Origin of the sequence: Klebsiella sp. GG_Kp175, from assembly GCF_040062325.1 — a bacterium.
Taxonomy (GTDB): Bacteria; Pseudomonadota; Gammaproteobacteria; order Enterobacterales; family Enterobacteriaceae; genus Klebsiella; species Klebsiella quasipneumoniae.
The window spans coordinates 501,864-522,461 of record NZ_JBEAFX010000002.1 but is presented as its reverse complement, the minus strand read 5'-3'; the positions used below and the strand labels follow the sequence as shown (position 1 = coordinate 522,461).

The following is a 20,598-nucleotide window of genomic DNA, read 5'->3' as shown; positions in this document are numbered from 1 at the left end:
CATTCTATGATCTCTCTTGATGAAGCAATGCTCTATGCCCCTGTTGAATGGCACGATTGTTCCGAAGGCTATACCGATATTCGCTACCACAAATCGGCCGACGGCATTGCCAAAATCACTATCAACCGCCCGCAGGTGCGCAACGCCTTCCGCCCGCTGACCGTCAAAGAAATGATCCAGGCGCTGGCGGATGCCCGTTATGACGACAATATCGGGGTGATTGTCCTGACCGGCGAAGGTGAGAAAGCCTTTTGCGCGGGCGGCGATCAGAAAGTTCGCGGCGATTACGGCGGCTATCAGGATGACTCCGGCGTACATCATCTCAACGTACTCGACTTTCAGCGCCAGATCCGCACCTGCCCGAAACCGGTGGTGGCGATGGTGGCCGGCTACTCTATCGGCGGCGGCCATGTGCTGCACATGATGTGCGATCTGACCATCGCGGCGGAAAACGCCATCTTCGGTCAGACCGGGCCGAAAGTCGGCTCCTTCGACGGCGGCTGGGGCGCTTCCTATATGGCGCGCATCGTCGGGCAGAAAAAAGCGCGGGAAATCTGGTTCCTCTGCCGTCAGTATGACGCGCAGCAGGCGCTGGATATGGGGCTGGTGAACACCGTGGTGCCGCTGGCGGATCTGGAAAAAGAGACGGTCCGCTGGTGTCGGGAAATGCTGCAGAACAGTCCAATGGCGCTGCGCTGCCTGAAAGCGGCGCTGAACGCCGACTGCGACGGCCAGGCCGGTCTGCAGGAGCTGGCGGGCAACGCCACCATGCTGTTCTACATGACGGAAGAGGGGCAGGAAGGCCGCAATGCCTTCAACCAGAAACGTCAGCCGGACTTCAGCAAATTTAAACGGAATCCCTAATGCGCGTATCGCAGGTTTACCGCTGGCAGATACCGATGGACGCGGGCGTGGTGCTGCGCGAACGGCGGTTAAAAACCCGCGACGGGCTGTTCATCCACCTGCGGGAGGGTGAACGGGAGGGCTGGGGGGAAATATCTCCCCTGCCGGGATTCAGCGCAGAGACCCTGGAGGAGGCGCAGGCGGCGCTATTGGCGTGGGCGCAGGCCTGGCGCGACGGCGCGGAGCCGGCGCTTCCTGCGCTGCCCTCTGTCGCGTTTGGCATCAGCTGCGCGCAGGCGGAGCTCAGCGGCGAGCTGCCGCTGGCCGCGGATTATCGCGCAGCGCCGCTCTGCTCCGGCGATCCGGATGAGCTGTTCGCCAGACTGGCGGCGATGCCCGGCGAGAAAGTCGCTAAGGTGAAAGTGGGTCTCTGGGAGGCGGTCCGCGACGGCATGGTGGTTAATCTGCTGCTGGAAGCCATCCCCGACCTGCAGCTGCGTCTGGATGCCAACCGGGCCTGGACGCCGCTGAAAGCGCAGCAGTTTGCGAAATATGTCGATCCGGCGTATCGCCAGCGCATTGCGTTTATTGAGGAGCCTTGTAAAACGCCGGAGGACTCACGAGCCTTTAGCCGCGAAACCGGGATCGCTATCGCCTGGGATGAAAGCCTGCGCGAGGCGGATTTTCGCTTCGTCGCCGAGCCGGGCGTGCGCGCGGTGGTGATCAAGCCGACGCTAACCGGCAGTTTACAACAGGTTCAGCAGCAGGTCGCCGCGGCCCATGCGCTGGGGCTGAGCGCGGTGATCAGTTCGTCGATCGAGTCCAGCCTCGGGTTAACTCAGCTGGCGCGGGTTGCCGCCTGGCTGACGCCGCAGACCATCCCCGGACTGGACACCCTGTCGCTGATGAGCGCCCAACTGGTACGGCCGTGGCCGGAAAGCACCCTGCCGATGATCAACATGGATACGCTGGAGGCGCTGTTGTGACCTTTTGCGACTGGCCCTGGCGCCACTGGCGCCAGCGGCGCGGAGAGGCGCAGGCGCTGCGCCTGAATGACCAGCCGCTGACCTGGCGCGACCTGTGCGCCCACGTTGACGCGCTGGCGGCCGGCTTTGCCGCGCAGGGCGTAACGGCAGGTCACGGGGTGGCGCTGCAGGCTTTTAACCAGCCCTCGACGCTGCTGGCCTGGCTGGCGCTGCTGCAGTGCGGCGCGCGGGTGCTGCCGCTGAATCCGCAGCTGCCCGCAGCGTTGCTGCAGGAACTGCTGCCAGCGTTGACCGTCCAGCATCAGCTGGTGCTTAACGGCGATGCGCTGCCGGGGGATTTACCGGCGTTAACCCTGCAGGCGGCAGCGGGAACCCATGCTGTGCCGTGGCGCGGGGATCGTTTCGCCTCAATGACGCTGACCTCGGGGTCGACCGGTCTGCCGAAGGCGGCAGTGCATGATGCCAGCGCCCATCTGGCCAGCGCCGCCGGCGTGCTGGCGCTGATGCCGTTTGCCGCAGAAGATGACTGGCTGCTGTCGCTGCCGCTGTTTCATGTCTCCGGCCAGGGGATTATGTGGCGCTGGCTGCTGGCCGGCGCGCGGCTGACGGTGCGCGATAAACAACCGCTGGCGCAGATGCTGCAGGGCTGCACCCACGCTTCGCTGGTACCGACACAGCTGTGGCGCCTGCTGAATGACGGTGTTGCGCTCTCCCTCAAGGCGGTGCTGCTTGGCGGCGCGGCGATCCCCGTCGAGTTGACCGAGCGGGCGCGGGGGCAGGGGGTACGCACCTATTGCGGCTATGGCCTGACCGAGTTCGCTTCCACCGTCTGCGCCAAAGAGGCCGACGGCGCGGCGGATGTGGGCGCGCCGTTGCCGGGGCGGGAGATGAAAATCGTTGCCGGCGAGGTCTGGCTGCGGGCGGCGAGTATGGCCGCGGGCTACTGGCGCGACGGTCAATTGTTGCCATTGACCAACGACGAAGGGTGGTTTGCCACCCGCGATCGCGGCGAGATCATCAATGGTCGGCTCAATCTCCTCGGGCGCCTGGATAATCTCTTTTTCAGCGGTGGGGAAGGGATCCAGCCTGAGGAGGTGGAACGGATCATCGTGGCGCACCCGCAGATACAGCAGGCGTTTGTCGTGCCGCTGGACGATGCGGAATATGGCCAGCGTCCGGTCGCGGTGGTGGAATGCGATGATGGCTGCGAGATCAGTGTGCTGGCGGCATGGAGCGCGGAGCGGCTGGCGCGTTTCCAGCAGCCGGTGCGTTGGCTGCGGCTGCCGGAAACGTTAAAGAACGGTGGGATTAAGATCTCGCGCCGGGCGCTGCGCGAATGGGTCAATTCGCCGGCTTAGCCGATATTGGCTTCGGCGCGACGCTGGCGCTGTTTACGCCGCAGACGCAGCAGCGGCGGCACCACCAGCACGGCGATGGCCAGCACCAGCAGCGTTTTGGTTACCCCGCTTTGCCACAGGATCGCCAGGTTGCCGTTGCTGATGGACAGCGCGCGACGCAGGTTCTGCTCCAGCATCTCCCCCAGCACGAAGCCAAGGATCAGCGGCGACATCGGGAAGTGCATTTTGCGCATGATGTAGCCAAGCACGCCAAGCCCCACCATCAGCAGCAGGTCAAAAGTGGTGCTGTGTACCGCGTAAACGCCGACGGCGGAGACCGCGGCGATGGCCGGGACCAGAAACCACAGCGGAATGGTCAGCATACGGGTGAACAGGCCGATCAGCGGAATGTTCATGATAAGCAGCATCACGTTGGCGATCAGCAGGGCGGCAATCAGCCCCCAGACGATATCCGGCTGTTCGGTGAACATCGCCGGGCCGGGCGTAATGTTATACAGCGTCAGCGCGCCCATCATCACCGCGGTGGTGCCGGACCCTGGCACGCCGAGCGTCAGCATGGGAATAAAGGAACCGCAGGCGGAGGCGTTATTGGCCGCTTCCGGCGCCGCCACGCCGCGAATATCTCCCTTGCCGAAGTTATCGCTGTTACCGCTGAGTTTTTTCTCCGTCATGTAGGTAATGGCGCTGGCGATGGTCGCCCCGGCGCCGGGCAGAATACCGACGAAGAAACCCACCACCGAGGAGCGCAGCGTCGCGCCGACGCACTGTGCGGCCTCTTTGGTGTTAAACAGCATCCGTCCGGTTTTCCGCACCAGGGTTTGTCCGCCGCTGGTGCTCTCCAGCATCAGCAGGATCTCCGAAACCGAGAACAGGCCGATCACTACCACAATAAACTGTACGCCGTCGGAGAGATGGACGCTGTCGAAGGTGAAGCGGTAAACCCCGGTATTAGCGTCTACGCCCACCGTCGCCAGCCCCAGGCCGATTAACGCCGCGAGGAACGACTTCAGCGGGTTCTGCGCCATCATGCTGCCAAGACAGGCGATGGCGAAGACCATCAGCGCGAAGTATTCCGCGGGACCGAACGCCAGCGACCACTGGGCGAGCAGCGGCGCGAACAAAATAATGCCGCCGATGGCGATCAGTGAGCCAAAGAAGGAACTGACGGCGGAAATCGACAGCGCAACGCCGCCGCGACCCTGCTGGGCCATCGGATAGCCGTCGAGGGCGGTCATAATGGCGGCGGCATCGCCGGGCACGTTCAGCAGAATCGATGAAATACGCCCGCCGTATTCGCAACCGATATAGACCGTCGCCAGCAGGATCAGCGCCGACTCCGCGGGTAAATGCAGGGCGAAAGCCAGCGGCAGCAGGATCGCCACGCCGTTGATAGGCCCCAGCCCCGGCAGCAGGCCGACGATAGTCCCGACAAAGCAGCCGATCAGGGCGATCAACAGGTTCTCCGGCGTCATGGCGACGGCGAAGCCCTGCGAGAGATAGATCCAGGTATCCATAAACGCCTCCGTTAATTAAACCAGATGCCGAGGGGCAAGGTGACATCGAGCAGGGTGTCGAAGGCGTACCATAACGACACGCCCATCGCGACGCCGGCAATGCCCGCCGCCGGCAGCGTCGCGCCGAACAGCAGACCAATGATCGCCGTCAGCAGCGCGGTGGCCAACGGAAAACCGAGCCATTCAAACCCCCAGGCGTACACCACCAGCACCACGACCATGGTCAGCAGACGCTGCAGCACATGCCGTCCCGGCCACTCGACGGCGTCCGGGCGACGCAACAGCATTAACGCCGAGCACAGCAGCATCAGGCCGATGATCCCGAGCGGGAAGGGGCGCGGGCCGACGGGTTCATAGGAGTATTCGCTATGGATCTGCCAGGCGATAAACAGACCGCCAGTACATAACAACAGCCATACTCCGGCAAAAATACGATCGCTCATGAGCGCCTCCGCGGTTTATTTTGCCAGGCCAAAGGCTTTCGCCTGTTCGCGGTAGTCGCTGACCTGCTGCTTAACGTAGGTATCGAGCGCCTTGCCGTTCATATTGAATTCAAACAGGCCGCGCAGTTCACGTTGCTTTTTGAACGCTTCGGTTTGCTGCAGTTTAGTGAATTCATCGACCCACCACTGGTACTCGGCGTCGCTGACTTTCGGGCCCATAAAGAAGCCGCGAATAATCGGCCAGACCAGGTCGTAGCCCTGCTCTTTTGCAGTGGGGACATCGGCGAGCGCCCCCGGCAGCCGTTCACTGGAGAAGACCGCCAGCACGCGGATTTTATTGCCCTGCAGATAGGGCACCATCTCGCTGAGATCGCCGGAGACTGCCTGCACATGGTTACCGAGCAGCGCGGTCACCGGCTCGCCGCCGCCCTCAAAGGCGACGTAGCGCATTTTATGCGGGTCGACGTTGGCTTTTTGCGCCAGCAGCGCCGCTTTCATCCAGTCCTGGCTGCCGATGGAGGCCCCGGCGCCAATCACGATACTGGAGGGATTTTTCTCCATCGCGGTCATAAACGACTTCAGATCTTTCCATGGCGAATCGGCGCGCACGGCGATCATGCCGTAGTCGGTGCCGACGCTCGCCAGCCAGCGCACGTCATCGACGCTGTAACGGCCGAATTTACCCTGCGACAGGTTCAGCAGCGAGCCGCCGGAGAAGGCGACGACGGTCCCCGGCTCTGCCGGGCGCTGGGCGACAATGGCGTTGTAGGCTACCGCGCCCACGCCGCCGGGCATATAGGTGACGCGCATCGGTTTCTCGATAGCGCCGGTTTCCATCAGGCTCACCTGAATCAGCTTACAGGTCAGGTCAAAGCCGCCGCCGGGTTTAGCAGGCGCGATACATTCGGTGCGGGACGGGGCCTCCGCGGCGAAGGCGCATGTGGTACAGAGGCACAGCGCGATGGCGCTCAGATGACGGAGAAATGGCGTTTTCATAGGCTTCCTCAGCAGGTACAGGGCAGGTTTTTTTGATTATGTGAACCGACATATGGCGATTCGGTTGCATGATTGTTAAAACAGTTACCTTTCATTTCCCTTTCAATGCGGCAGCAACGTTACAGGATGTGATATGCGTCTCTTATTAGCCGAGGATAACCGTGAGCTGGCTCACTGGCTGGAAAAAGCGCTGGTGCAGGGCGGTTTTGCCGTGGATTGCGTCGCTGACGGGCGTGCAGCCGACCATCTGCTGCAAAGCGAGCAATATGCGCTGGCGGTGCTGGATATCGGTATGCCGGGGTACGATGGCCTTGAAGTGGTCCAGCGGCTGCGCAAGCGCGGGCAGACTCTGCCGGTGCTGTTGCTGACCGCCCGCAGCGCGGTAGCGGACCGGGTGAAAGGTTTAAATGCCGGCGCGGATGATTATTTACCCAAGCCCTTTGAGCTGGAAGAGCTCGACGCCCGCCTGCGGGCGCTGCTCCGGCGCAGCGAAGGGCAGGTGCATGAGGTGCAGCAGCTTGGTGAGCTGGCGTATTGTGACGAAGGCTATTTTTTACTCCGTGGCCAGATGCTGTCTTTGACGCCGCGTGAGCTGGCGTTATTGAAGGTGCTGATGTTTCGCCGCACCCGCCCGGTTTCGCGCCAGCAGTTATTCGAACAGGTGTTCAGTCTCAGCGACGACGTCAGTCCGGAAAGCATCGAACTCTATATTCACCGCCTGCGCAAGAAACTTCAGGCGAGCAATGTGCGTATAACCACCCTGCGCGGGTTAGGCTATCTGCTTGAGTGCGAGTGCAATGAGATGGGGTAAGCCGCAATCGCTCTATGCCCAACTGTTGCTGTTTCTCGGCCTGCCGCTGGTTCTGCTGTGGGGACTCTCCGCGTTTAATAGCTACGTCAGCGCGCTGCAGGCGGCGACGCAAGCCTACGATCGTACCCTGCTGTCGTCGGCGCGGACGGTGGCCGAGCGGCTGGTGGTGCGCGGAGGGCAACTGGAGGTGAATGTGCCCTGGGTGGTGCTGGACAGCTTCGAGCTCAACATGAACGATCGCCTCTATTACAAGGTGCTTGACCCGCAGGGGAAGGTTATTTCCGGCTATGACGATCTGCCCGCGATGCCGCCCTCCACCTCGCGAACTCAGCTCTATCCGGCGCTGGCATGGTTTTATCATACCGAATATCGCGGTCAGGCAATTCGCGTGGCGCGCCTGCTGCAGCCCATCAACGAAGGGGGCATCGTGGGCATGGCGGAGATCTATATTGCCGAAACGCTGCAGTCCCGCCGCTGGCTGGCTGGACAGTTACTCTTTTCATCCTGGGTGTCGCAGGGGTTACTGGTCCTGTTGACGCTGGTGCTGGCAGCCTGGCTGCTGCGCCGCGTGCTGCGGCCCATGCGCCAGCTCTCCGCGCTGATGGTGCGCCGTGAACCCGGCCTGCTGACGCCGCTGCCGGAGCTGCTGCCCTGGTCAGAAACGCGGCTGCTGATTGTCGCGTTCAACCGCTATATCGACCGCCTGCGGGTGATGATCTCCCGTCAGGAGCGCTTCAGCGCCGATGCGTCCCATCAGCTGAAAACGCCGCTGGCGGTGCTGAAAACGCAGGCTTCGGTTGCGCTGGCCAGCGACGATCCGCAACTGTGGCGCGAAAGCCTGCAGGCGATGCGCGCCACGCTGGACGATACGGTCTTGTTAACGGAGCGGTTGCTGCAGCTGGCGACGGTAAAACAGCGGGAGCAGGCGTTTGCGGTGATTAACTTGCCGGAAATTGTGCGCAACAGCTGCTTTTCGCGTATTGCGCAAGCGCGGAGCAAACATATCGATCTTGGCTATGAGGGCGAGCAGTCGGCGGTACAGGTGGCAGGCGATAGCGTTCTGCTGGGGGAACTGTGCGCTAACCTGCTCGACAATGCCATTCGCTATACCCCGGAATATGGTACGGTCACGCTTAGCCTGCATCGCGACGGCGACGCCGTGCTGCTCAGCGTGGAAGACAGCGGCCCGGGAATTGACGACCAGCAGGTACACCAGGCGCTGATGCCGTTTCGCCGCCTCGATAACGCGGGCGCGATACCCGGTGCCGGGCTGGGGCTGGCGCTGGTAAACGATATCGCGCGTCTGCATCGTAGCCACCTGCAGCTTTCGCGCAGCGAAAGCCTGGGCGGACTGAAGGCGACGCTGCGCCTGCCGACCGTGGCGTCAGAGTAGCCCCTTCATGCTCAGGGTCAGGCGGGTGGCGGCGTTGAGATCGTAGTTTTTAAGCTCATCCGCTTTCACCCAGGCGTAATCGTCAAACTCCTCGTTGATCGTCACGTCACGATTGGCGCTGACGCAGTCGAAGATCAGATAGATCATATAGATCGCTTCCTGGCGCCCATCGGGGTAAGTTTTAACGCGGGTATCATCTCGGAAGCTCCACGGCGCAATATGGGTAAGGATGAGTTTTTCGCCGAGCTCTTCGCGGATTTCCCGGCGCAGCGCCTCTTCAAGACGTTCCCCCGGCTCCACGCCGCCGCCGGATAAGGCCCATTGTCCGGGAAAAACGCCGCGGTCGGCAGCCATCTTGCACAACAGGTAATGGCCATCATTTTGGATTAGCGGGCAAACAATCGTCCTTTGACGCATGATCTTTCTCCTTCGCAATAAGTCGGGCTGGGTATCGAGGAAACAGTTTGCGAGGCGCCTCGGCAAACCGCAAGGGAAATACGGCGCTGGCTTTACAGAGTGATAAGTTAAGCGAAAATTATCGTATGGAGAGCCACCATGGAAAGGACCACCCATTCCCCACATGACGCCGTGTTTAAACACCTACTGTCGCATCGGGCGACGGCGCGGGATTTTCTGGACATTCACCTTCCTGAACATTTGCGAGAATTATGCAATCTGCAAACGCTGCAGTTGGAGTCCGGAAGTTTTATCGATGAAGACCTGCGCGCCAGCCATTCCGATATTCTTTACTCGCTGCAAACCCAGGCGGGGGACGGATATATCTATCTGCTTATCGAACATCAAAGCTCTGCGGACCGTCATATGGCATTTCGCCTGATGCGTTATGCGATAGCAGCGATGCAGCGCCATCTGGATAAAGGACATACGCAACTGCCATTGGTGATCCCGCTGCTTTTTTATCATGGGCAAGTCTCGCCCTGGCCGTATCCCATGTGCTGGCTGGAAGGATTTGCTCATCCGCAAACCGCGCGGCAAGTATACAATCAGGATTTTCACTTAATCGATATCACGGTGCTTCCTGACGATACAATAATGCAGCACCGACGGGTCGCGATGCTTGAGTTGCTGCAAAAGCATATCCGGCAACGCGATATGATGGAACTGCAGGAGCAACTAGCCAGCCTGTTAGCGCTGGGATACACTAGCCGCAGACAGCTCAGGACGCTGCTTCACTATTTATTGCAGGCAGGAAATGCCGCCGATCCGGTCGCCTTTTTACGTAATCTTGCGCAAAATGTCCCCAGGCGGCTGCATAAGGAGACGCTAATGAACATTGCCCAGTTTCTGGAACAACGCGGCCATCAGCAGGGCCTTGAGCAGGGCCTGCAGCAAGGTCTTGAACAGGGAGAACAATTGGCTGCGCAACGTATTGCCCAGGCGATGCTGGAAAACGGGCTTGATCTGGCGCTGGTGGCGAAGCTGACGGGGCTTGCGCCGGAGCGCCTGGCCCTGCTCGCCCATTAATTTTTCTGCTTCCTTCAAACAGCCTGCGCGACGGCGATTGCGCAGGTAAATATAGATTTATTTAATCAATACAACCTAATTAAATATAATTCCACTGAATTTGAATGCGATGAAATTTACTTTCTTTCGCAAATGCGCGGCGGTATTGCTGTAAAAAGACGCAACTGGTTACACTCTTGTGAAAAATCATTTCGCCAGGTCATTGATTCCTGACGAGTGCGCAGTAGAATTTTCGGGTTTTTTCGGGACTTCTTTGATTTTAATTTTCTGGATAGAGTAAATAATGAAAAAAAGCATTTTTATGGCGCTGGCTGGCGTCATGCTGGTTTCTTCGGCGGCCCATGCGATCAGCGTTACCGGCGAAGCAGGCGAGCATTACACCAACCTTGGGGTCGGCTTCGGCACCGAGTCCACCGGTCTGGCTGTTTCGGGTAACTGGTTGCACAGCGATAACGACGGCGACGCCGCGGGTTTAGGCCTGGGTCTGAATATTCCGCTGGGGCCGTTCCTCGCGACCGTGGGCGGTAAAGGGGTATACACCAACCCGAAGCAGGGTGATGAAGGCTATGCGGCCGCGGTCGGCGGCGGCCTGCAGTGGAAAATCGGCGACAGCTTCCGTCTGTATGGCGACTACTACTACTCTCCGGATTCCCTCTCCAGCGGCATTGACAGCTATCAGGAAGCCAACGTCGGCGCCAGCTGGACCATTATGCGTCCGCTCAGCATCCAGGCGGGCTATCGCTATCTGAACCTGGCGGGTAAAGATGGCAACCGCGATAACACCATCGCCGACGGCCCGTACATCGGCGCCAGCGCCAGCTTCTAATCTCCTCCGGCGCGGTCTCTTCTTGCCGCGCCAGATTTTCCTCCTCGTCAGCATCCCGCTTTGCGTTATAGTATTTGCCACCTGGCAGGCAAGGAGTGAGCAATGTTGAATGTGGAAATGCTGTCCACTGGCGATGAAGTGTTGCATGGTCAAATCGTTGACACCAATGCAGCATGGCTGGCGGATTTCTTTTTTAATCAGGGTTTACCGTTAACGCGCCGTCATACCGTCGGCGACGATCTCGATGCGCTGGTGGCGATTCTGCGCGAACGCAGCGAACAGGCGGATGTGCTGATCGTCAATGGCGGCCTCGGCCCCACCAGCGACGACCTGAGCGCGCTGGCCGCGGCCACCGCGAAAGGCGAAGGGCTTATTTTGCATCCGGAGTGGCTGGATACCATGACCCGCTTCTTTGCTGAACGCGGGCGGCCGATGGCGGAAAGCAACCGTAAGCAGGCGGAAATCCCCGCCAGCGCCGAGATGATCAATAACCCGGTGGGCACGGCCTGCGGCTTTGCCATCCAGCTCAATCGCTGCCTGATGTTTTTCACCCCCGGCGTTCCCTCTGAATTCAAAGTGATGGTCGAGCAGGAGATTTTACCGCGCCTGCGCCAGCGCTTTACGCTGCCGGAACCGCCGGTATGCCTGCGGCTGACCACTTTTGGCCGCTCGGAAAGCGAGCTGGCGCAAAACCTCAATCCGCTGACGTTACCGCCTGGCGTCGTGATGGGCTACCGCTCGTCGATGCCGATCATTGAGCTGAAGCTGACCGGACCGGCTGAGCAGCGTGACGCCATGCTGGCTCTGTGGCCGGAAGTGCGTAAAGTGGCTGGCGACAGCCTGATTTTCGAAGGCACTGAAGGGTTACCGGCGCAGATTGCACGCTCCCTGCAGGAGCGGCAGCTGAGCCTGACGCTCAGCGAGCAGTTTACCGGCGGTCTGCTGGCGCTCCAGCTGTCCCGCGCCGGCGCGCCGCTGCTGGCCAGCGAAGTGGTCCCGGCGCAGGAGGAGACGCTGGCGCAGGCGGCCCGCTGGGCGGCCGAGCGGCGCATAAACCATTTTGCCGGCCTGGCCCTGGCGGTGAGCGGCCAGGAGAACGATCATCTTAACGTGGCCCTGGCCACCCCGGACGGCACCTTCGCGCTGCGGGTGAAGTTCAGCGTCACCCGCCACAGCCTGGCGGTACGCCAGGAAGTCTGCGCCATGATGGCATTAAACCTGCTGCGTCGCTGGCTGAATGGCCAACCGCTGGCCAGCGAACATGGCTGGATTAACGTGGTGGATTCCCTCTCGCTGTAAGTCGTTTCCCGGCGCACGGGCTTCTCCCTGGCGCCGGTTGTCCAGCCTGTTGTACTCTCCTGAAAAAATTCTGTGCGTTAAGTCGCAATTTTCCGCTGCGAACGGTCCAGCATACGGGAAAGCGATTGCCCCGCGATGTCGCTCACACTTTACCGCCCGGACAACCGCAACACTGATTCCAGTATTCAGGATTGGAGTCCAGTATGTTGGAATCAACGAAAGTCCCGGCGCTGACCCGCGCGATTGAGATCCTCAATTTAATTGGCCGCATCGGACCCTGCAGCGCGGCGACGATAATAGCGGAGCTGGGGATCCCGAAAAGCACGGTTTATCTGCTGCTGGGCGAGCTGAAAAAGCAGCGCTTCATCAGTATGGATAATCAGGATAACTACTGCCTGTGGACCAAACTGGTGGAGCTGGCCGGGCAGGCGCTAAGCAAAATGGACCTGCGCGAGCTGGCGCGGCCACGCCTGACCCGGCTGATGGATGAGTGCGGCCTGCTCTGCCATCTGGGCATTATCGATCACGGTAACGCCTACTACATTCTGAAAATTGAATCACCCGCCACCATTAGCGTGCGTTCGCACGAAGGAAAGAGCCTGTCGCTTTACCGCTCCGGGATCGGCAAATGTTTGCTGGCCTGGCAGCCCGCCGGGGTTCAGGCATCCATTATCGATGAACTGCAGTGGGAGCGGGCTACGCCAACGACCATCAGCAATGCTCAACAGCTGCGGGAGGAGCTGCGGCGGATCCGCGCCCGGGGCTGGAGCTTTGATAATGGCGAGGACTACCCGGATGTGCGCTGCGTGGCCGCCCCGGTTTTTAACGCCAATAACGACCTGACCGCCGCCATCTCGGTGGTGGGCACCCGTCTGCAAATCAATGAAGACAATCGCGATTATCTGGCCGGTAAGGCGATTGCCTGCGCGAAAGATATTTCACGACTGCTGGGGTGGAAAAGCCCCTTCGAACAACTCGCCTCATCATAAGGAGAACAACATGACCCTACCGAAAATTAAACACGTCCGTGCCTGGTTTACCGGCGGCGCCACGGCAGAGCAGGGCGCCGGCGGCGGCGATTACCACGATCAGGGGGCTAACCACTGGATTGACGATCATATCGCTACCCCGATGAGCAAATATAAACAGTATGAGCAGTCCCGCCAGTCGTTTGGCATCAACGTGCTGGGCACGCTGATTGTGGAAGTGGAGGCTGACAACGGGCAGACCGGCTTTGCCGTGTCGACGGCCGGAGAGATGGGCTGCTTTATCGTGGAGAAACATCTCAACCGCTTTATCGAAGGCAAATGCGTCAGCGATATCAAACTGATCCATGACCAGATGCTCAACGCTACCCTTTACTACGCGGGATCCGGCGGTCTGGTGATGAACACTATCTCCTGTGTCGACCTCGCGCTGTGGGATCTGTTCGGGAAAGTGGTTGGCCTGCCGGTCTACAAACTGCTGGGCGGAGCGGTGCGTGACGAAATCCAGTTCTATGCTACCGGCGCTCGTCCGGATCTGGCGCAGGAGATGGGCTTTATCGGCGGCAAAATGCCCACCCACTGGGGGCCGCACGATGGCGACGCCGGGATCCGCAAAGACGTCGCCATGGTGGCGGACATGCGCGAAAAATGCGGCCCGGATTTCTGGTTAATGCTGGACTGCTGGATGAGCCAGGACGTTAACTATGCCACCAAACTTGCCCATGCCTGCGTCCCTTACAACCTCAAGTGGATCGAAGAGTGCCTGCCGCCGCAGCAGTATGAAGGCTATCGCGAGCTGAAGCGCCAGGCGCCGGCCGGGATGATGGTGACCAGCGGCGAGCACCACGGCACCCTGCAGTCCTTCCGCACCCTGTCGGAGACCGGGATTGATATTATGCAGCCCGACGTCGGCTGGTGCGGCGGCTTAACCACGCTGGTGGAGATAGCGGCTATTGCTAAAGCGCGCGGGCAGCTGGTGGTGCCGCACGGCTCGTCGGTGTACTCACATCATGCGGTGATCACCTTCACCAACACGCCGTTCAGCGAGTTTCTGATGACCAGTCCGGACTGCGCCACGCTGCGTCCGCAGTTCGACCCGATCCTGCTCGGCGAGCCGGTGCCTGAGAGGGGGCGCATTCATAAATCGGTACTGGATAAACCCGGTTTTGGCGTCGAACTCAATCGCGACTGCAACCTGAAACGTCCTTATCAACACTGATCCCCCGGGCCGCCCGGCGGCCCACGCCTGAGGATATTATGATGAGCAACACTCTGCTGGAGAGCGTGGTGAAGAAAAACCGCGCCCGCTTAATCCCCTTTATGCTGGCGCTGTACGTGCTGGCGTTTCTTGACCGTTCGAATATCGGTTTCGCCAAAGAGACCTACCAGCTGGATACGGGCCTCAGCAACGAAGCCTATGCGCTGGGGGCGGGGATTTTCTTTGTGGTCTATGCCTTTCTCGGGGTACCGGCCAACCTGCTGATGCGCAAATTCGGCGCCAGAAAATGGATCGGCTGCACCACGCTGCTGTGGGGCGTGCTGTCGGCGGCGATGGCGTGGGCGGATACGGAAGCGAAATTCCTGCTGGTACGCACCCTGCTGGGCGCGGCGGAGGCGGGCTTCTTCCCCGGCATGATCTACCTCACTTCACAGTGGTTTCCCCAGCAAAACCGCGCCAGCATTATGGGGCTTTTTTATATGGGGGCGCCGCTGGCGCTGACGCTCGGTTCGCCTTTATCCGGCGCACTGCTGGAGATGCATGGGTTTATGGGCCATCCCGGCTGGTTCTGGATGTTTGTGATTGAAGGCCTGCTTGCTGTCGCCGCGGGAGCGTTCACCTTCTTCTGGCTGGACGATTCGCCGCAGCATGCCCGCTTCCTGAGCGCTGCGGAGAAACAGGCGCTGATCGGCGAGCTGGCGCGAGAGGAGGAGAAAAAGGTCACCTCGCGCCTGTCCGATGCGCTGCGTAACGGGCGGGTCTGGCAGCTGGCGCTGATTTACATGACCATTCAGGTGGCGGTCTATGGCCTGATTTTCTTCCTGCCTACTCAGGTCGCCGCGCTGTTGGGCACCAAAGTCGGCTTCATTGCGTCGGTGGTGACGGCTATCCCATGGGTGGCGGCGCTGTTCGGCACCTGGCTTATCCCTCGCTACTCCGATCGCACCGGCGAGCGGCGCAATATTGCCGCGCTGACGCTGCTGGCGGCAGCGGTCGGGATTGCGGTTTCCGGGCTGGTGGCGCCGGTGCTGGCTATCATCGCGCTGTGCGTGGCGGCGGTTGGGGTGATTGCCGTGCAGCCGGTCTTCTGGACGATGCCGACGCAGCTGCTCTCCGGCACGGCGCTGGCCGCCGGGATTGGCTTCGTTAACCTGTTTGGCGCCATCGGCGGCTTTCTGGCGCCGATCGTGCGTGTGCAGGCCGAAACGCTGTTCGCCAGCAGCGCCGCCGGACTGTTAACCCTGGCCGGCGTGGCCATCGTCGGGGTGATCATCATCTTCTCATTAAGCCTCACCCGCGCGGTTCCTCAGCGCGGCAGCGTACAGCATTGATTGAAGGAATCGCTATGAACGCACTATTATCTAACCCCTTCAAACGTGGATTATTACGCGGTGAGACGCAAATTGGCCTGTGGCTGAGCTCGACCTCCTCCTATATGGCGGAGATTGCCGCCACCTCAGGATATGACTGGCTGCTGATCGACGGCGAGCATGCCCCGAACACCATTCAGGACCTTTATCATCAGCTCCAGGCCATCGCTCCCTATGCCAGTCAGCCGGTGATCCGACCGGTGGAGGGCAGCCGCAGCCTGATAAAACAGGTGCTGGATATTGGCGCCAGAACGTTGCTGGTGCCGATGGTCGATACCGCCGAGCAGGCGCGGGAAGTCGTCTCGGCAACCCGTTATCCTCCCGTCGGTAGCCGCGGCGTGGGCGCCGGCGTGGCCCGGGCGGCGCGCTGGGGCAGAGTGGAGAATTATATGGCGGAGGCGAATGACGAGCTCTGTCTGCTGATTCAGGTAGAGAGCCGAACCGCGCTGGAAAATCTGGACGCTATCCTCGAGGTGGAGGGCATTGACGGGGTGTTTATCGGTCCGGCGGATCTCTCCGCTTCGCTGGGGCACCCGGACGATGCCGGCCATCCTGACGTGCAGCGGGTGATTGAGCAGAGCATCCGGCGCATTCGCGCGGCGGGTAAAGCGGCCGGATTTCTGGCGGTCGACCCGGCGATGGCGGAAAAATGTCTCGCCTGGGGGGCCAATTTCGTCGCCGTCGGGGTCGATACCATGCTCTACACCGAGGCGCTGGACCGCCGGCTGGCGATGTTTAAATCCGCCAGCGCTCAGCCGCAGGGGAAAGCGAGCTATTGACGGCGCAGGCTGGCGCCGGACTCAGACGAGCGCCTGCGCCAGCACCGTCAGCGGATGTTCGCAGCGTTTGCTGGTGGACATCTCAATCTGCCATTTGCAGGTCTCGCAGTCGGTGACGACGATGTCGGCTCCGCTCTCCTCAATCTGACGGAACAGCGGGGCGCCGATAGCCTGGGATACCGCGTAATTCTCAGTCTTAAAGCCGTAGGTGCCGGCGATGCCGCAGCACTGCGAATCCAGCACCTCCAGCTGCAGGCCGGGGATCAGCCGCAGCAGTTCGAGGGTATACAGCGACCAGCCCATTTTCTCCATATGGCACGGCGTGTGATAGACCACCTTCAGCGGCAGCCGGCGCAGCGGCAGCGTTTTGCCACTATCCAGTTGTTTCCAGATCCAGCGAGTGGCCAGTTCCACCCGGTCGCGGAGATCGCTGTTGTCAACATCCAGGAGGTGAGGGTATTCATCGCGCAGGGTAAAGGTGCAGGTCGAAGAGGTGGCAATGATCGGCAGCGCGTTTTCCCGCATCGCGGCGACGTTGCTCAGCGCCTGCTTACGCGCTTTGTCAAAAAAGCCGTTGGCGATCAGCGGCACGCCGCAGCATTTTTCCCTTGATAACAACTGCACGCCGGTGCCCAGCGCATTGACGACGCGAATCAGGTCCTTGCCCAGCTGCGGGTGGTTATAGTTGACGTAGCAACCATGAAAGAAGGCCACCTGCTCAGGGTACTGCGTCTGGTGGGCCGCGAGCTGGCGGTAAGCGCGGCGGAAGGTACCGAAGCCATATTTCGGCAGCGTGCGGCGATGATCGATATGGAGCGCTGCGTCGAGCAGGCGGCGTACCGGTTTTAAGCCGGTGGTGGCATTAACCAGTGGGGCAAAGGGGGTGGAAAGGGTGCCCATCAGGTCGGTATGGCTGAGGATGGCGTCGCGCAGGGTCGGCTTTTGCTGGCCGTACTGTGCCCGGGCGCGTTGAATGATATCGCCAATTTTCACATCCGACGGGCAGGCCACCTCACAGCGCTTGCAGTTGATGCAGTACTTGAGCGCCTCATCGTACAGCGCGCCATCCTTCAGGCGGAGGCGTTCGCCATCCGGCCCCGCCTGTTTCGGCCCGGGATAACGCGGATTGACCCGGCTTACCGGACAGGTGGTGGTACAGACCGTGCACTTAATGCAGCTTTCAAAATGGGTATCGTTCATGGCCGGCCTCCGGCAAGGGCGTGGATCTGTCTGGCGGCGTGCAGCGCGGTGACGGCACAGACCCCGCCGCCGCAGCCGAGCTGAATGGCATCGAACCCGCCGAGCAGCGAACCGATGGCGAACAGATTGCTGAACGGCTGCCCGCTCAGCAGGGGACGCAGCAGTGCATCGGTTTTCACCCCGAAGCGCTGCCACGGCTGGGAGGCAAAGAAGTCCCGCTGGTACCAGTCGTCGCGCGGCAGGGTCTGTTGCAGATCGAGACCAAGAATGGGTTCGCGCACGCTCTCCCGCGTGGCGACAAGACCGTTACTGAAAAAGCTGCCGCTGGCCAGCACGGTAAAACGCGGACGCAGCGCAATATCGCCGTGATTTCGCGTCCAGACGGCCTCGACGGCGCCCTGTCGATGGCTGATGTTCACCACTTCATCGCCGGCAAGCCAGGTGCCGCCGCCGCGAATAAACTGCCGCTGCAGCAGACTGTGCAGGCGCATCCCGGGAACCGAAGGCGGCAGCGTCGGCAGCAGACGCAGCGGGCAGGGCAGGCGCGCCTGCAGCCAGTGGTACAGGCGATCGTCGGCGAGACCAAAGCAGGCGGGCATGATCAGCAGCTCATGCTGCTGCGCCAGGGGCAGCAGCGCCGCGTGCAGGGCAGGCCAGTGGTTTTCATCGTCGAGGAGGCGGGCGATATTGGCGGCGCGAAATTCGGTGGGGTTGTCACGCAACACATCCAGCAGCGGTAACTCGATTTCCGCCGCCACGGCGGTAACGCCGGTTTGCCCGAGCGCGGCGGCGGCGAGGTGCGGCTGAAAATCGGCAAAGCCGCTGATCCCCACCAGGCAGACCCCTTGTCGGGGGAGTGGCGCGACAGGAACCTCCTGCGGCGATAGCCACGCCGCGCGCAGCGTCCCCAGCGGCGTTACTCGCCGGTGCGGGTGGTGCGCGTCGCCCTGCATCTCCGCCCCGCAGGTGGTCAGCAGGGCTTCAGTCTGTTTAGCGTATTCGAGCACCGCCCCGGCACCGAGCCGGGAATAAGGGTGCTCAGGAAGCAGTTCAGCGAGCTGCTGCAGACCTTGCGCGAGGTCAGTGACGTTATCGCCGTTCGGCAGCGCCGAGAGCAGATCTAACGACGCGGAGGAAAAATGCAGCGCGCTTTGCCCGCGGCTGATGATAACGCTGCGCAGGCCGGACTGATTCAGCGTCAGGCCGCACAGCAGACCGGCCAGTCCGCCGCCGATAATCGCGCAGTCAAATTTCATCCTGATGCTCCTGTGGCAGTCCGCACAGGCCGAGGTAGACCCAGCGGGTGAATTCGCTTTCGCGCAGCGCGTCGCCCCAGGCGATGGGCTGCACGCCCTTCCAGCGTTCATTGAGAAACGCCGACAGCTGGGCCAACGACTGCGCGGGGGTGGTGACGTTAAAGCGCTGCAGCAGCCCGGCGGCGCGGCAGGCGCAGAGTTCCCCCTGGCAGGTCCCCATGCCAATCCGGGTACGGCGGCGCAGGTCGAGCAGGGTGTTAACCGCCAGATTTTCCACCGCGTATTTCACTTCACCAGCGGTGACGGCTTCGCATTCGCAGACCAGGCTACGGTGCTGGCGGCTGTCGCCAAGCCAGGCCGGAGTGCGATCGCCATGGCGGTAGACGGCAGAGCCGCGCAGCGGGCCAGGCAGGGAGATAATTTTTCGCAGGGTGCTTTCCGTCGGCTCCTGTGAGCCGGGCAGCGGGCTCTCGGCCGTGGTACAGGGGGTGGTGTTGCCCAGCTTACGACAGACGGCGTCGGTGGCCCACTCGGCCATCAGGCGATAGGTCATCAGCTTGCCGCCGGTGATGGTAATGAAGCCTTCCATGCCGTCACGCTGAGCATGGTCGAGCAGGACGATGCCGCGGCTGACGCTGCGTCCGCTGGGATCGTTGTCGCTGGCCACCAGCGGGCGGACGCCGGAGTAGGCGCGGAGGATCCGGGTGTGGCCCATGACCGGCGCCAGCTTTTCGCCTTCGCGCAGCAGGGTATCGACTTCCGCGGTCGTGACCCGGTTGTCGTCAATTTCATCATAAGGAATATGCATCGAGGTGGTGCCAATCAGCGAGATGGTATCCCCAGGCACCAGAATATCGGCATCGGCCGGCTTACGGCAGCGGTTGATCACCAGGTTGTTAATCCGGTGGTCGAGGATCAACAGCGATCCCTTCGCCGGGAACATGGTGATGCGCAGGTCGGCATATTCCGCAATGCGCTGCCCCCAGATCCCGGCGGCATTAACCACTACCCCGGCGTACAGCGTGCGGGCCTGGTGAAGCTGACTGTCGTATACCTGGACGCCGCAGACGCGATCGCCCTGGCGCAGCAGGCCAGTGACTTCGCAGCCGGTGAGGATCTGCGCGCCGTGTTCGCGGGCGTCGAGCATATTGGCCGCGGTGAGGCGAAACGGGTCAATGGTGCCGTCCGGAACCTGCACCGCCCCCAGCAGCGCCGGGTTGACGGCGGGCTCGCGGCGCAGCGCCTCCTGCGCAGAGAGCGGCGTGGCCTCTATGCCAGCCTGCTGGCAGGCGGCGATAAAGGTCTGCTGATATGCCAGATCGTCTTCAGGCAGGGTTATGAACAGACCGCCGGCAGGTTCGATACAGTGACGGGCGATGCGGCGCAGGATGCGGTTCTCACTGATGCATTCGCGGGCGGATTCGTTGTCAGTCACCGCATAGCGGGCGCCGCTGTGCAACAGCCCATGATTACGGCCGGTGGCCCCGGTGGCGATATCATGACGCTCAATGAGCAGTGTGCGTAATCCGCGCCGGGCGCAATCGCGGGCGATACCGGCGCCGGTTGCTCCGCCGCCGATGATTATGACCTCGCTATCCAGACGTCCCGTCATCTTCAGCTCCTTTGCTTTCGTTTAACACCATTTAGCCACAGTCTATAAGGTTATTGTTTGATTTCGAGCACATTCGCGCGTTATTTGAGCGTGTTATGTGATTTCGTGCTCACATTGGAACCTTTTGTCATATTTCTGTAACAAATTGTGCGATGTTTCACAGTATCAGCTCTACGTATTGCCTACCATCGCGGCCAGATTCGAAGTTAGTGATTAATCTGG

General features: G+C 61.2%; 19 protein-coding genes. 12 read left to right on the top strand and 7 right to left on the bottom strand.

Translation table 11 applies throughout. The features are described from left to right. Positions 1–6 precede the first annotated feature (6 nt). The 3 genes from menB to menE are packed head-to-tail and all read left to right on the top strand — an operon-like array spanning position 7 to position 3,187. Entirely contained in the window at positions 7–864 is an 858-nt protein-coding gene (menB, locus tag ABLU73_RS05570; protein WP_004201730.1) for a 1,4-dihydroxy-2-naphthoyl-CoA synthase, read from the top strand. Next, positions 864–1,829: an o-succinylbenzoate synthase gene (gene menC, locus ABLU73_RS05565; RefSeq protein WP_264924413.1), complete on the top strand. Its 966-nt coding sequence runs from the start codon at positions 864–866 to the stop codon at positions 1,827–1,829. The genes menB and menC overlap by 1 nt, the downstream gene beginning before the upstream one ends. Beyond that, positions 1,826–3,187, top strand: coding sequence for an o-succinylbenzoate--CoA ligase (gene menE / locus ABLU73_RS05560; protein ID WP_264924416.1), 1,362 nt, complete (start codon positions 1,826–1,828; stop codon positions 3,185–3,187). The genes menC and menE overlap by 4 nt, the downstream gene beginning before the upstream one ends. Here menE and ABLU73_RS05555 read toward each other — a convergent pair. Genes ABLU73_RS05555 through ABLU73_RS05545 form a run of 3 tightly spaced genes read right to left on the bottom strand, consistent with a single transcriptional unit; the run spans position 3,184 to position 6,140 of the window. Then, positions 3,184–4,701 carry a tripartite tricarboxylate transporter permease gene (locus ABLU73_RS05555; protein ID WP_004201726.1) on the bottom strand — a complete coding sequence of 506 codons (1,518 nt, stop codon included), beginning with the start codon at positions 4,699–4,701 and terminating at the stop codon, positions 3,184–3,186. The two genes, menE and ABLU73_RS05555, sit on opposite strands and share 4 nt — an antisense overlap. A gap of 11 nt (positions 4,702–4,712) precedes the next feature. Continuing rightward, positions 4,713–5,144, bottom strand: a complete 432-nt coding sequence (locus tag ABLU73_RS05550) for a tripartite tricarboxylate transporter TctB family protein (RefSeq protein WP_004201725.1) — start codon at positions 5,142–5,144, stop codon at positions 4,713–4,715. 15 nt (positions 5,145–5,159) lie between these two features. Beyond that, the gene (locus ABLU73_RS05545) at positions 5,160–6,140 is read right to left on the bottom strand and encodes a tripartite tricarboxylate transporter substrate binding protein (RefSeq protein WP_264924422.1); all 981 of its coding nucleotides are present in this window, start codon (positions 6,138–6,140) and stop codon (positions 5,160–5,162) included. A gap of 133 nt (positions 6,141–6,273) precedes the next feature. On the opposite strand from ABLU73_RS05545, the gene tctD reads away from it, so the two are divergent. Together tctD and ABLU73_RS05535 are read left to right on the top strand one after the other, a co-directional pair. Further along, positions 6,274–6,951, top strand: a complete 678-nt coding sequence (tctD, locus tag ABLU73_RS05540; RefSeq protein WP_060656154.1) for a transcriptional regulator TctD — start codon at positions 6,274–6,276, stop codon at positions 6,949–6,951. Then, a complete protein-coding gene (locus tag ABLU73_RS05535; protein WP_004201716.1) occupies positions 6,938–8,344 on the top strand; it encodes a HAMP domain-containing histidine kinase in 1,407 nt (468 codons plus the stop codon). The genes tctD and ABLU73_RS05535 overlap by 14 nt, the downstream gene beginning before the upstream one ends. Here the strand turns inward: ABLU73_RS05535 and nudI are convergent. Next, positions 8,336–8,761 carry a nucleoside triphosphatase NudI gene (nudI, locus tag ABLU73_RS05530; RefSeq protein WP_017899287.1) on the bottom strand — a complete coding sequence of 142 codons (426 nt, stop codon included), beginning with the start codon at positions 8,759–8,761 and terminating at the stop codon, positions 8,336–8,338. The two genes, ABLU73_RS05535 and nudI, sit on opposite strands and share 9 nt — an antisense overlap. A gap of 138 nt (positions 8,762–8,899) precedes the next feature. Here nudI and ABLU73_RS05525 point away from each other — a divergent pair, with 138 nt between their 5' ends. From ABLU73_RS05525 to yfaU, 7 genes are all read left to right on the top strand, one after another. Then, a complete protein-coding gene (locus ABLU73_RS05525) occupies positions 8,900–9,829 on the top strand; it encodes an Rpn family recombination-promoting nuclease/putative transposase (RefSeq protein ID WP_032453563.1) in 930 nt (309 codons plus the stop codon). A 283-nt stretch (positions 9,830–10,112) separates the two neighbouring features. Continuing rightward, the gene (locus tag ABLU73_RS05520) at positions 10,113–10,655 is read left to right on the top strand and encodes a YfaZ family outer membrane protein (RefSeq protein ID WP_004201712.1); all 543 of its coding nucleotides are present in this window, start codon (positions 10,113–10,115) and stop codon (positions 10,653–10,655) included. A 102-nt stretch (positions 10,656–10,757) separates the two neighbouring features. Further along, entirely contained in the window at positions 10,758–11,954 is a 1,197-nt protein-coding gene (locus tag ABLU73_RS05515) for a nicotinamide mononucleotide deamidase-related protein YfaY (RefSeq protein WP_049004647.1), read from the top strand. A 203-nt stretch (positions 11,955–12,157) separates the two neighbouring features. Then, on the top strand, positions 12,158–12,943 hold the full coding sequence (locus ABLU73_RS05510; RefSeq protein ID WP_048325206.1) for an IclR family transcriptional regulator: 786 nt from the start codon (positions 12,158–12,160) through the stop codon (positions 12,941–12,943). A gap of 10 nt (positions 12,944–12,953) precedes the next feature. Then, positions 12,954–14,159, top strand: coding sequence for an L-rhamnonate dehydratase (rhmD, locus tag ABLU73_RS05505; RefSeq protein WP_048325204.1), 1,206 nt, complete (start codon positions 12,954–12,956; stop codon positions 14,157–14,159). 41 nt (positions 14,160–14,200) lie between these two features. After that, positions 14,201–15,490 (top strand): MFS transporter, encoded by a 1,290-nt coding sequence (locus tag ABLU73_RS05500; protein ID WP_004201705.1) that lies wholly within the window; start codon positions 14,201–14,203, stop codon positions 15,488–15,490. Positions 15,491–15,504: 14 nt separating this feature from the next. Then, a complete protein-coding gene (gene yfaU / locus ABLU73_RS05495) occupies positions 15,505–16,308 on the top strand; it encodes a 2-keto-3-deoxy-L-rhamnonate aldolase (protein ID WP_004201703.1) in 804 nt (267 codons plus the stop codon). 21 nt (positions 16,309–16,329) lie between these two features. Here yfaU and glpC read toward each other — a convergent pair whose 3' ends face one another. Genes glpC through glpA form a run of 3 tightly spaced genes read right to left on the bottom strand, consistent with a single transcriptional unit; the run spans position 16,330 to position 20,376 of the window. Further along, a complete protein-coding gene (gene glpC, locus ABLU73_RS05490; RefSeq protein WP_049092581.1) occupies positions 16,330–17,508 on the bottom strand; it encodes an anaerobic glycerol-3-phosphate dehydrogenase subunit GlpC in 1,179 nt (392 codons plus the stop codon). After that, positions 17,505–18,764 carry a glycerol-3-phosphate dehydrogenase subunit GlpB gene (glpB, locus tag ABLU73_RS05485; RefSeq protein WP_264924432.1) on the bottom strand — a complete coding sequence of 420 codons (1,260 nt, stop codon included), beginning with the start codon at positions 18,762–18,764 and terminating at the stop codon, positions 17,505–17,507. Before glpB ends, glpC begins: the two co-directional genes overlap by 4 nt. Then, entirely contained in the window at positions 18,754–20,376 is a 1,623-nt protein-coding gene (glpA, locus tag ABLU73_RS05480; RefSeq protein ID WP_040181368.1) for an anaerobic glycerol-3-phosphate dehydrogenase subunit A, read from the bottom strand. The genes glpB and glpA overlap by 11 nt, the downstream gene beginning before the upstream one ends. Positions 20,377–20,598: the final 222 nt, after the last annotated feature.

Excerpts from the sequence above, each read along its gene's own strand:
- ABLU73_RS05555 (WP_004201726.1), bottom strand. The coding sequence starts at position 4,701 with ATGGATACCTGGATCTATCTCTCGCAGGGCTTCGCCGTCGCCATGACG.
- menB (WP_004201730.1), top strand. The coding sequence starts at position 7 with ATGATCTCTCTTGATGAAGCAATGCTCTATGCCCCTGTTGAATGGCAC.
- nudI (WP_017899287.1), bottom strand. The coding sequence starts at position 8,761 with ATGCGTCAAAGGACGATTGTTTGCCCGCTAATCCAAAATGATGGCCAT.
- ABLU73_RS05535 (WP_004201716.1), top strand. The coding sequence starts at position 6,938 with ATGAGATGGGGTAAGCCGCAATCGCTCTATGCCCAACTGTTGCTGTTT.
- glpC (WP_049092581.1), bottom strand. The coding sequence starts at position 17,508 with ATGAACGATACCCATTTTGAAAGCTGCATTAAGTGCACGGTCTGTACC.
- ABLU73_RS05510 (WP_048325206.1), top strand. The coding sequence starts at position 12,158 with ATGTTGGAATCAACGAAAGTCCCGGCGCTGACCCGCGCGATTGAGATC.
- glpB (WP_264924432.1), bottom strand. The coding sequence starts at position 18,764 with ATGAAATTTGACTGCGCGATTATCGGCGGCGGACTGGCCGGTCTGCTG.
- ABLU73_RS05550 (WP_004201725.1), bottom strand. The coding sequence starts at position 5,144 with ATGAGCGATCGTATTTTTGCCGGAGTATGGCTGTTGTTATGTACTGGC.
- ABLU73_RS05520 (WP_004201712.1), top strand. The coding sequence starts at position 10,113 with ATGAAAAAAAGCATTTTTATGGCGCTGGCTGGCGTCATGCTGGTTTCT.
- rhmD (WP_048325204.1), top strand. The coding sequence starts at position 12,954 with ATGACCCTACCGAAAATTAAACACGTCCGTGCCTGGTTTACCGGCGGC.
- ABLU73_RS05515 (WP_049004647.1), top strand. The coding sequence starts at position 10,758 with ATGTTGAATGTGGAAATGCTGTCCACTGGCGATGAAGTGTTGCATGGT.
- menC (WP_264924413.1), top strand. The coding sequence starts at position 864 with ATGCGCGTATCGCAGGTTTACCGCTGGCAGATACCGATGGACGCGGGC.
- tctD (WP_060656154.1), top strand. The coding sequence starts at position 6,274 with ATGCGTCTCTTATTAGCCGAGGATAACCGTGAGCTGGCTCACTGGCTG.
- glpA (WP_040181368.1), bottom strand. The coding sequence starts at position 20,376 with ATGACGGGACGTCTGGATAGCGAGGTCATAATCATCGGCGGCGGAGCA.
- yfaU (WP_004201703.1), top strand. The coding sequence starts at position 15,505 with ATGAACGCACTATTATCTAACCCCTTCAAACGTGGATTATTACGCGGT.
- ABLU73_RS05500 (WP_004201705.1), top strand. The coding sequence starts at position 14,201 with ATGAGCAACACTCTGCTGGAGAGCGTGGTGAAGAAAAACCGCGCCCGC.
- ABLU73_RS05525 (WP_032453563.1), top strand. The coding sequence starts at position 8,900 with ATGGAAAGGACCACCCATTCCCCACATGACGCCGTGTTTAAACACCTA.
- ABLU73_RS05545 (WP_264924422.1), bottom strand. The coding sequence starts at position 6,140 with ATGAAAACGCCATTTCTCCGTCATCTGAGCGCCATCGCGCTGTGCCTC.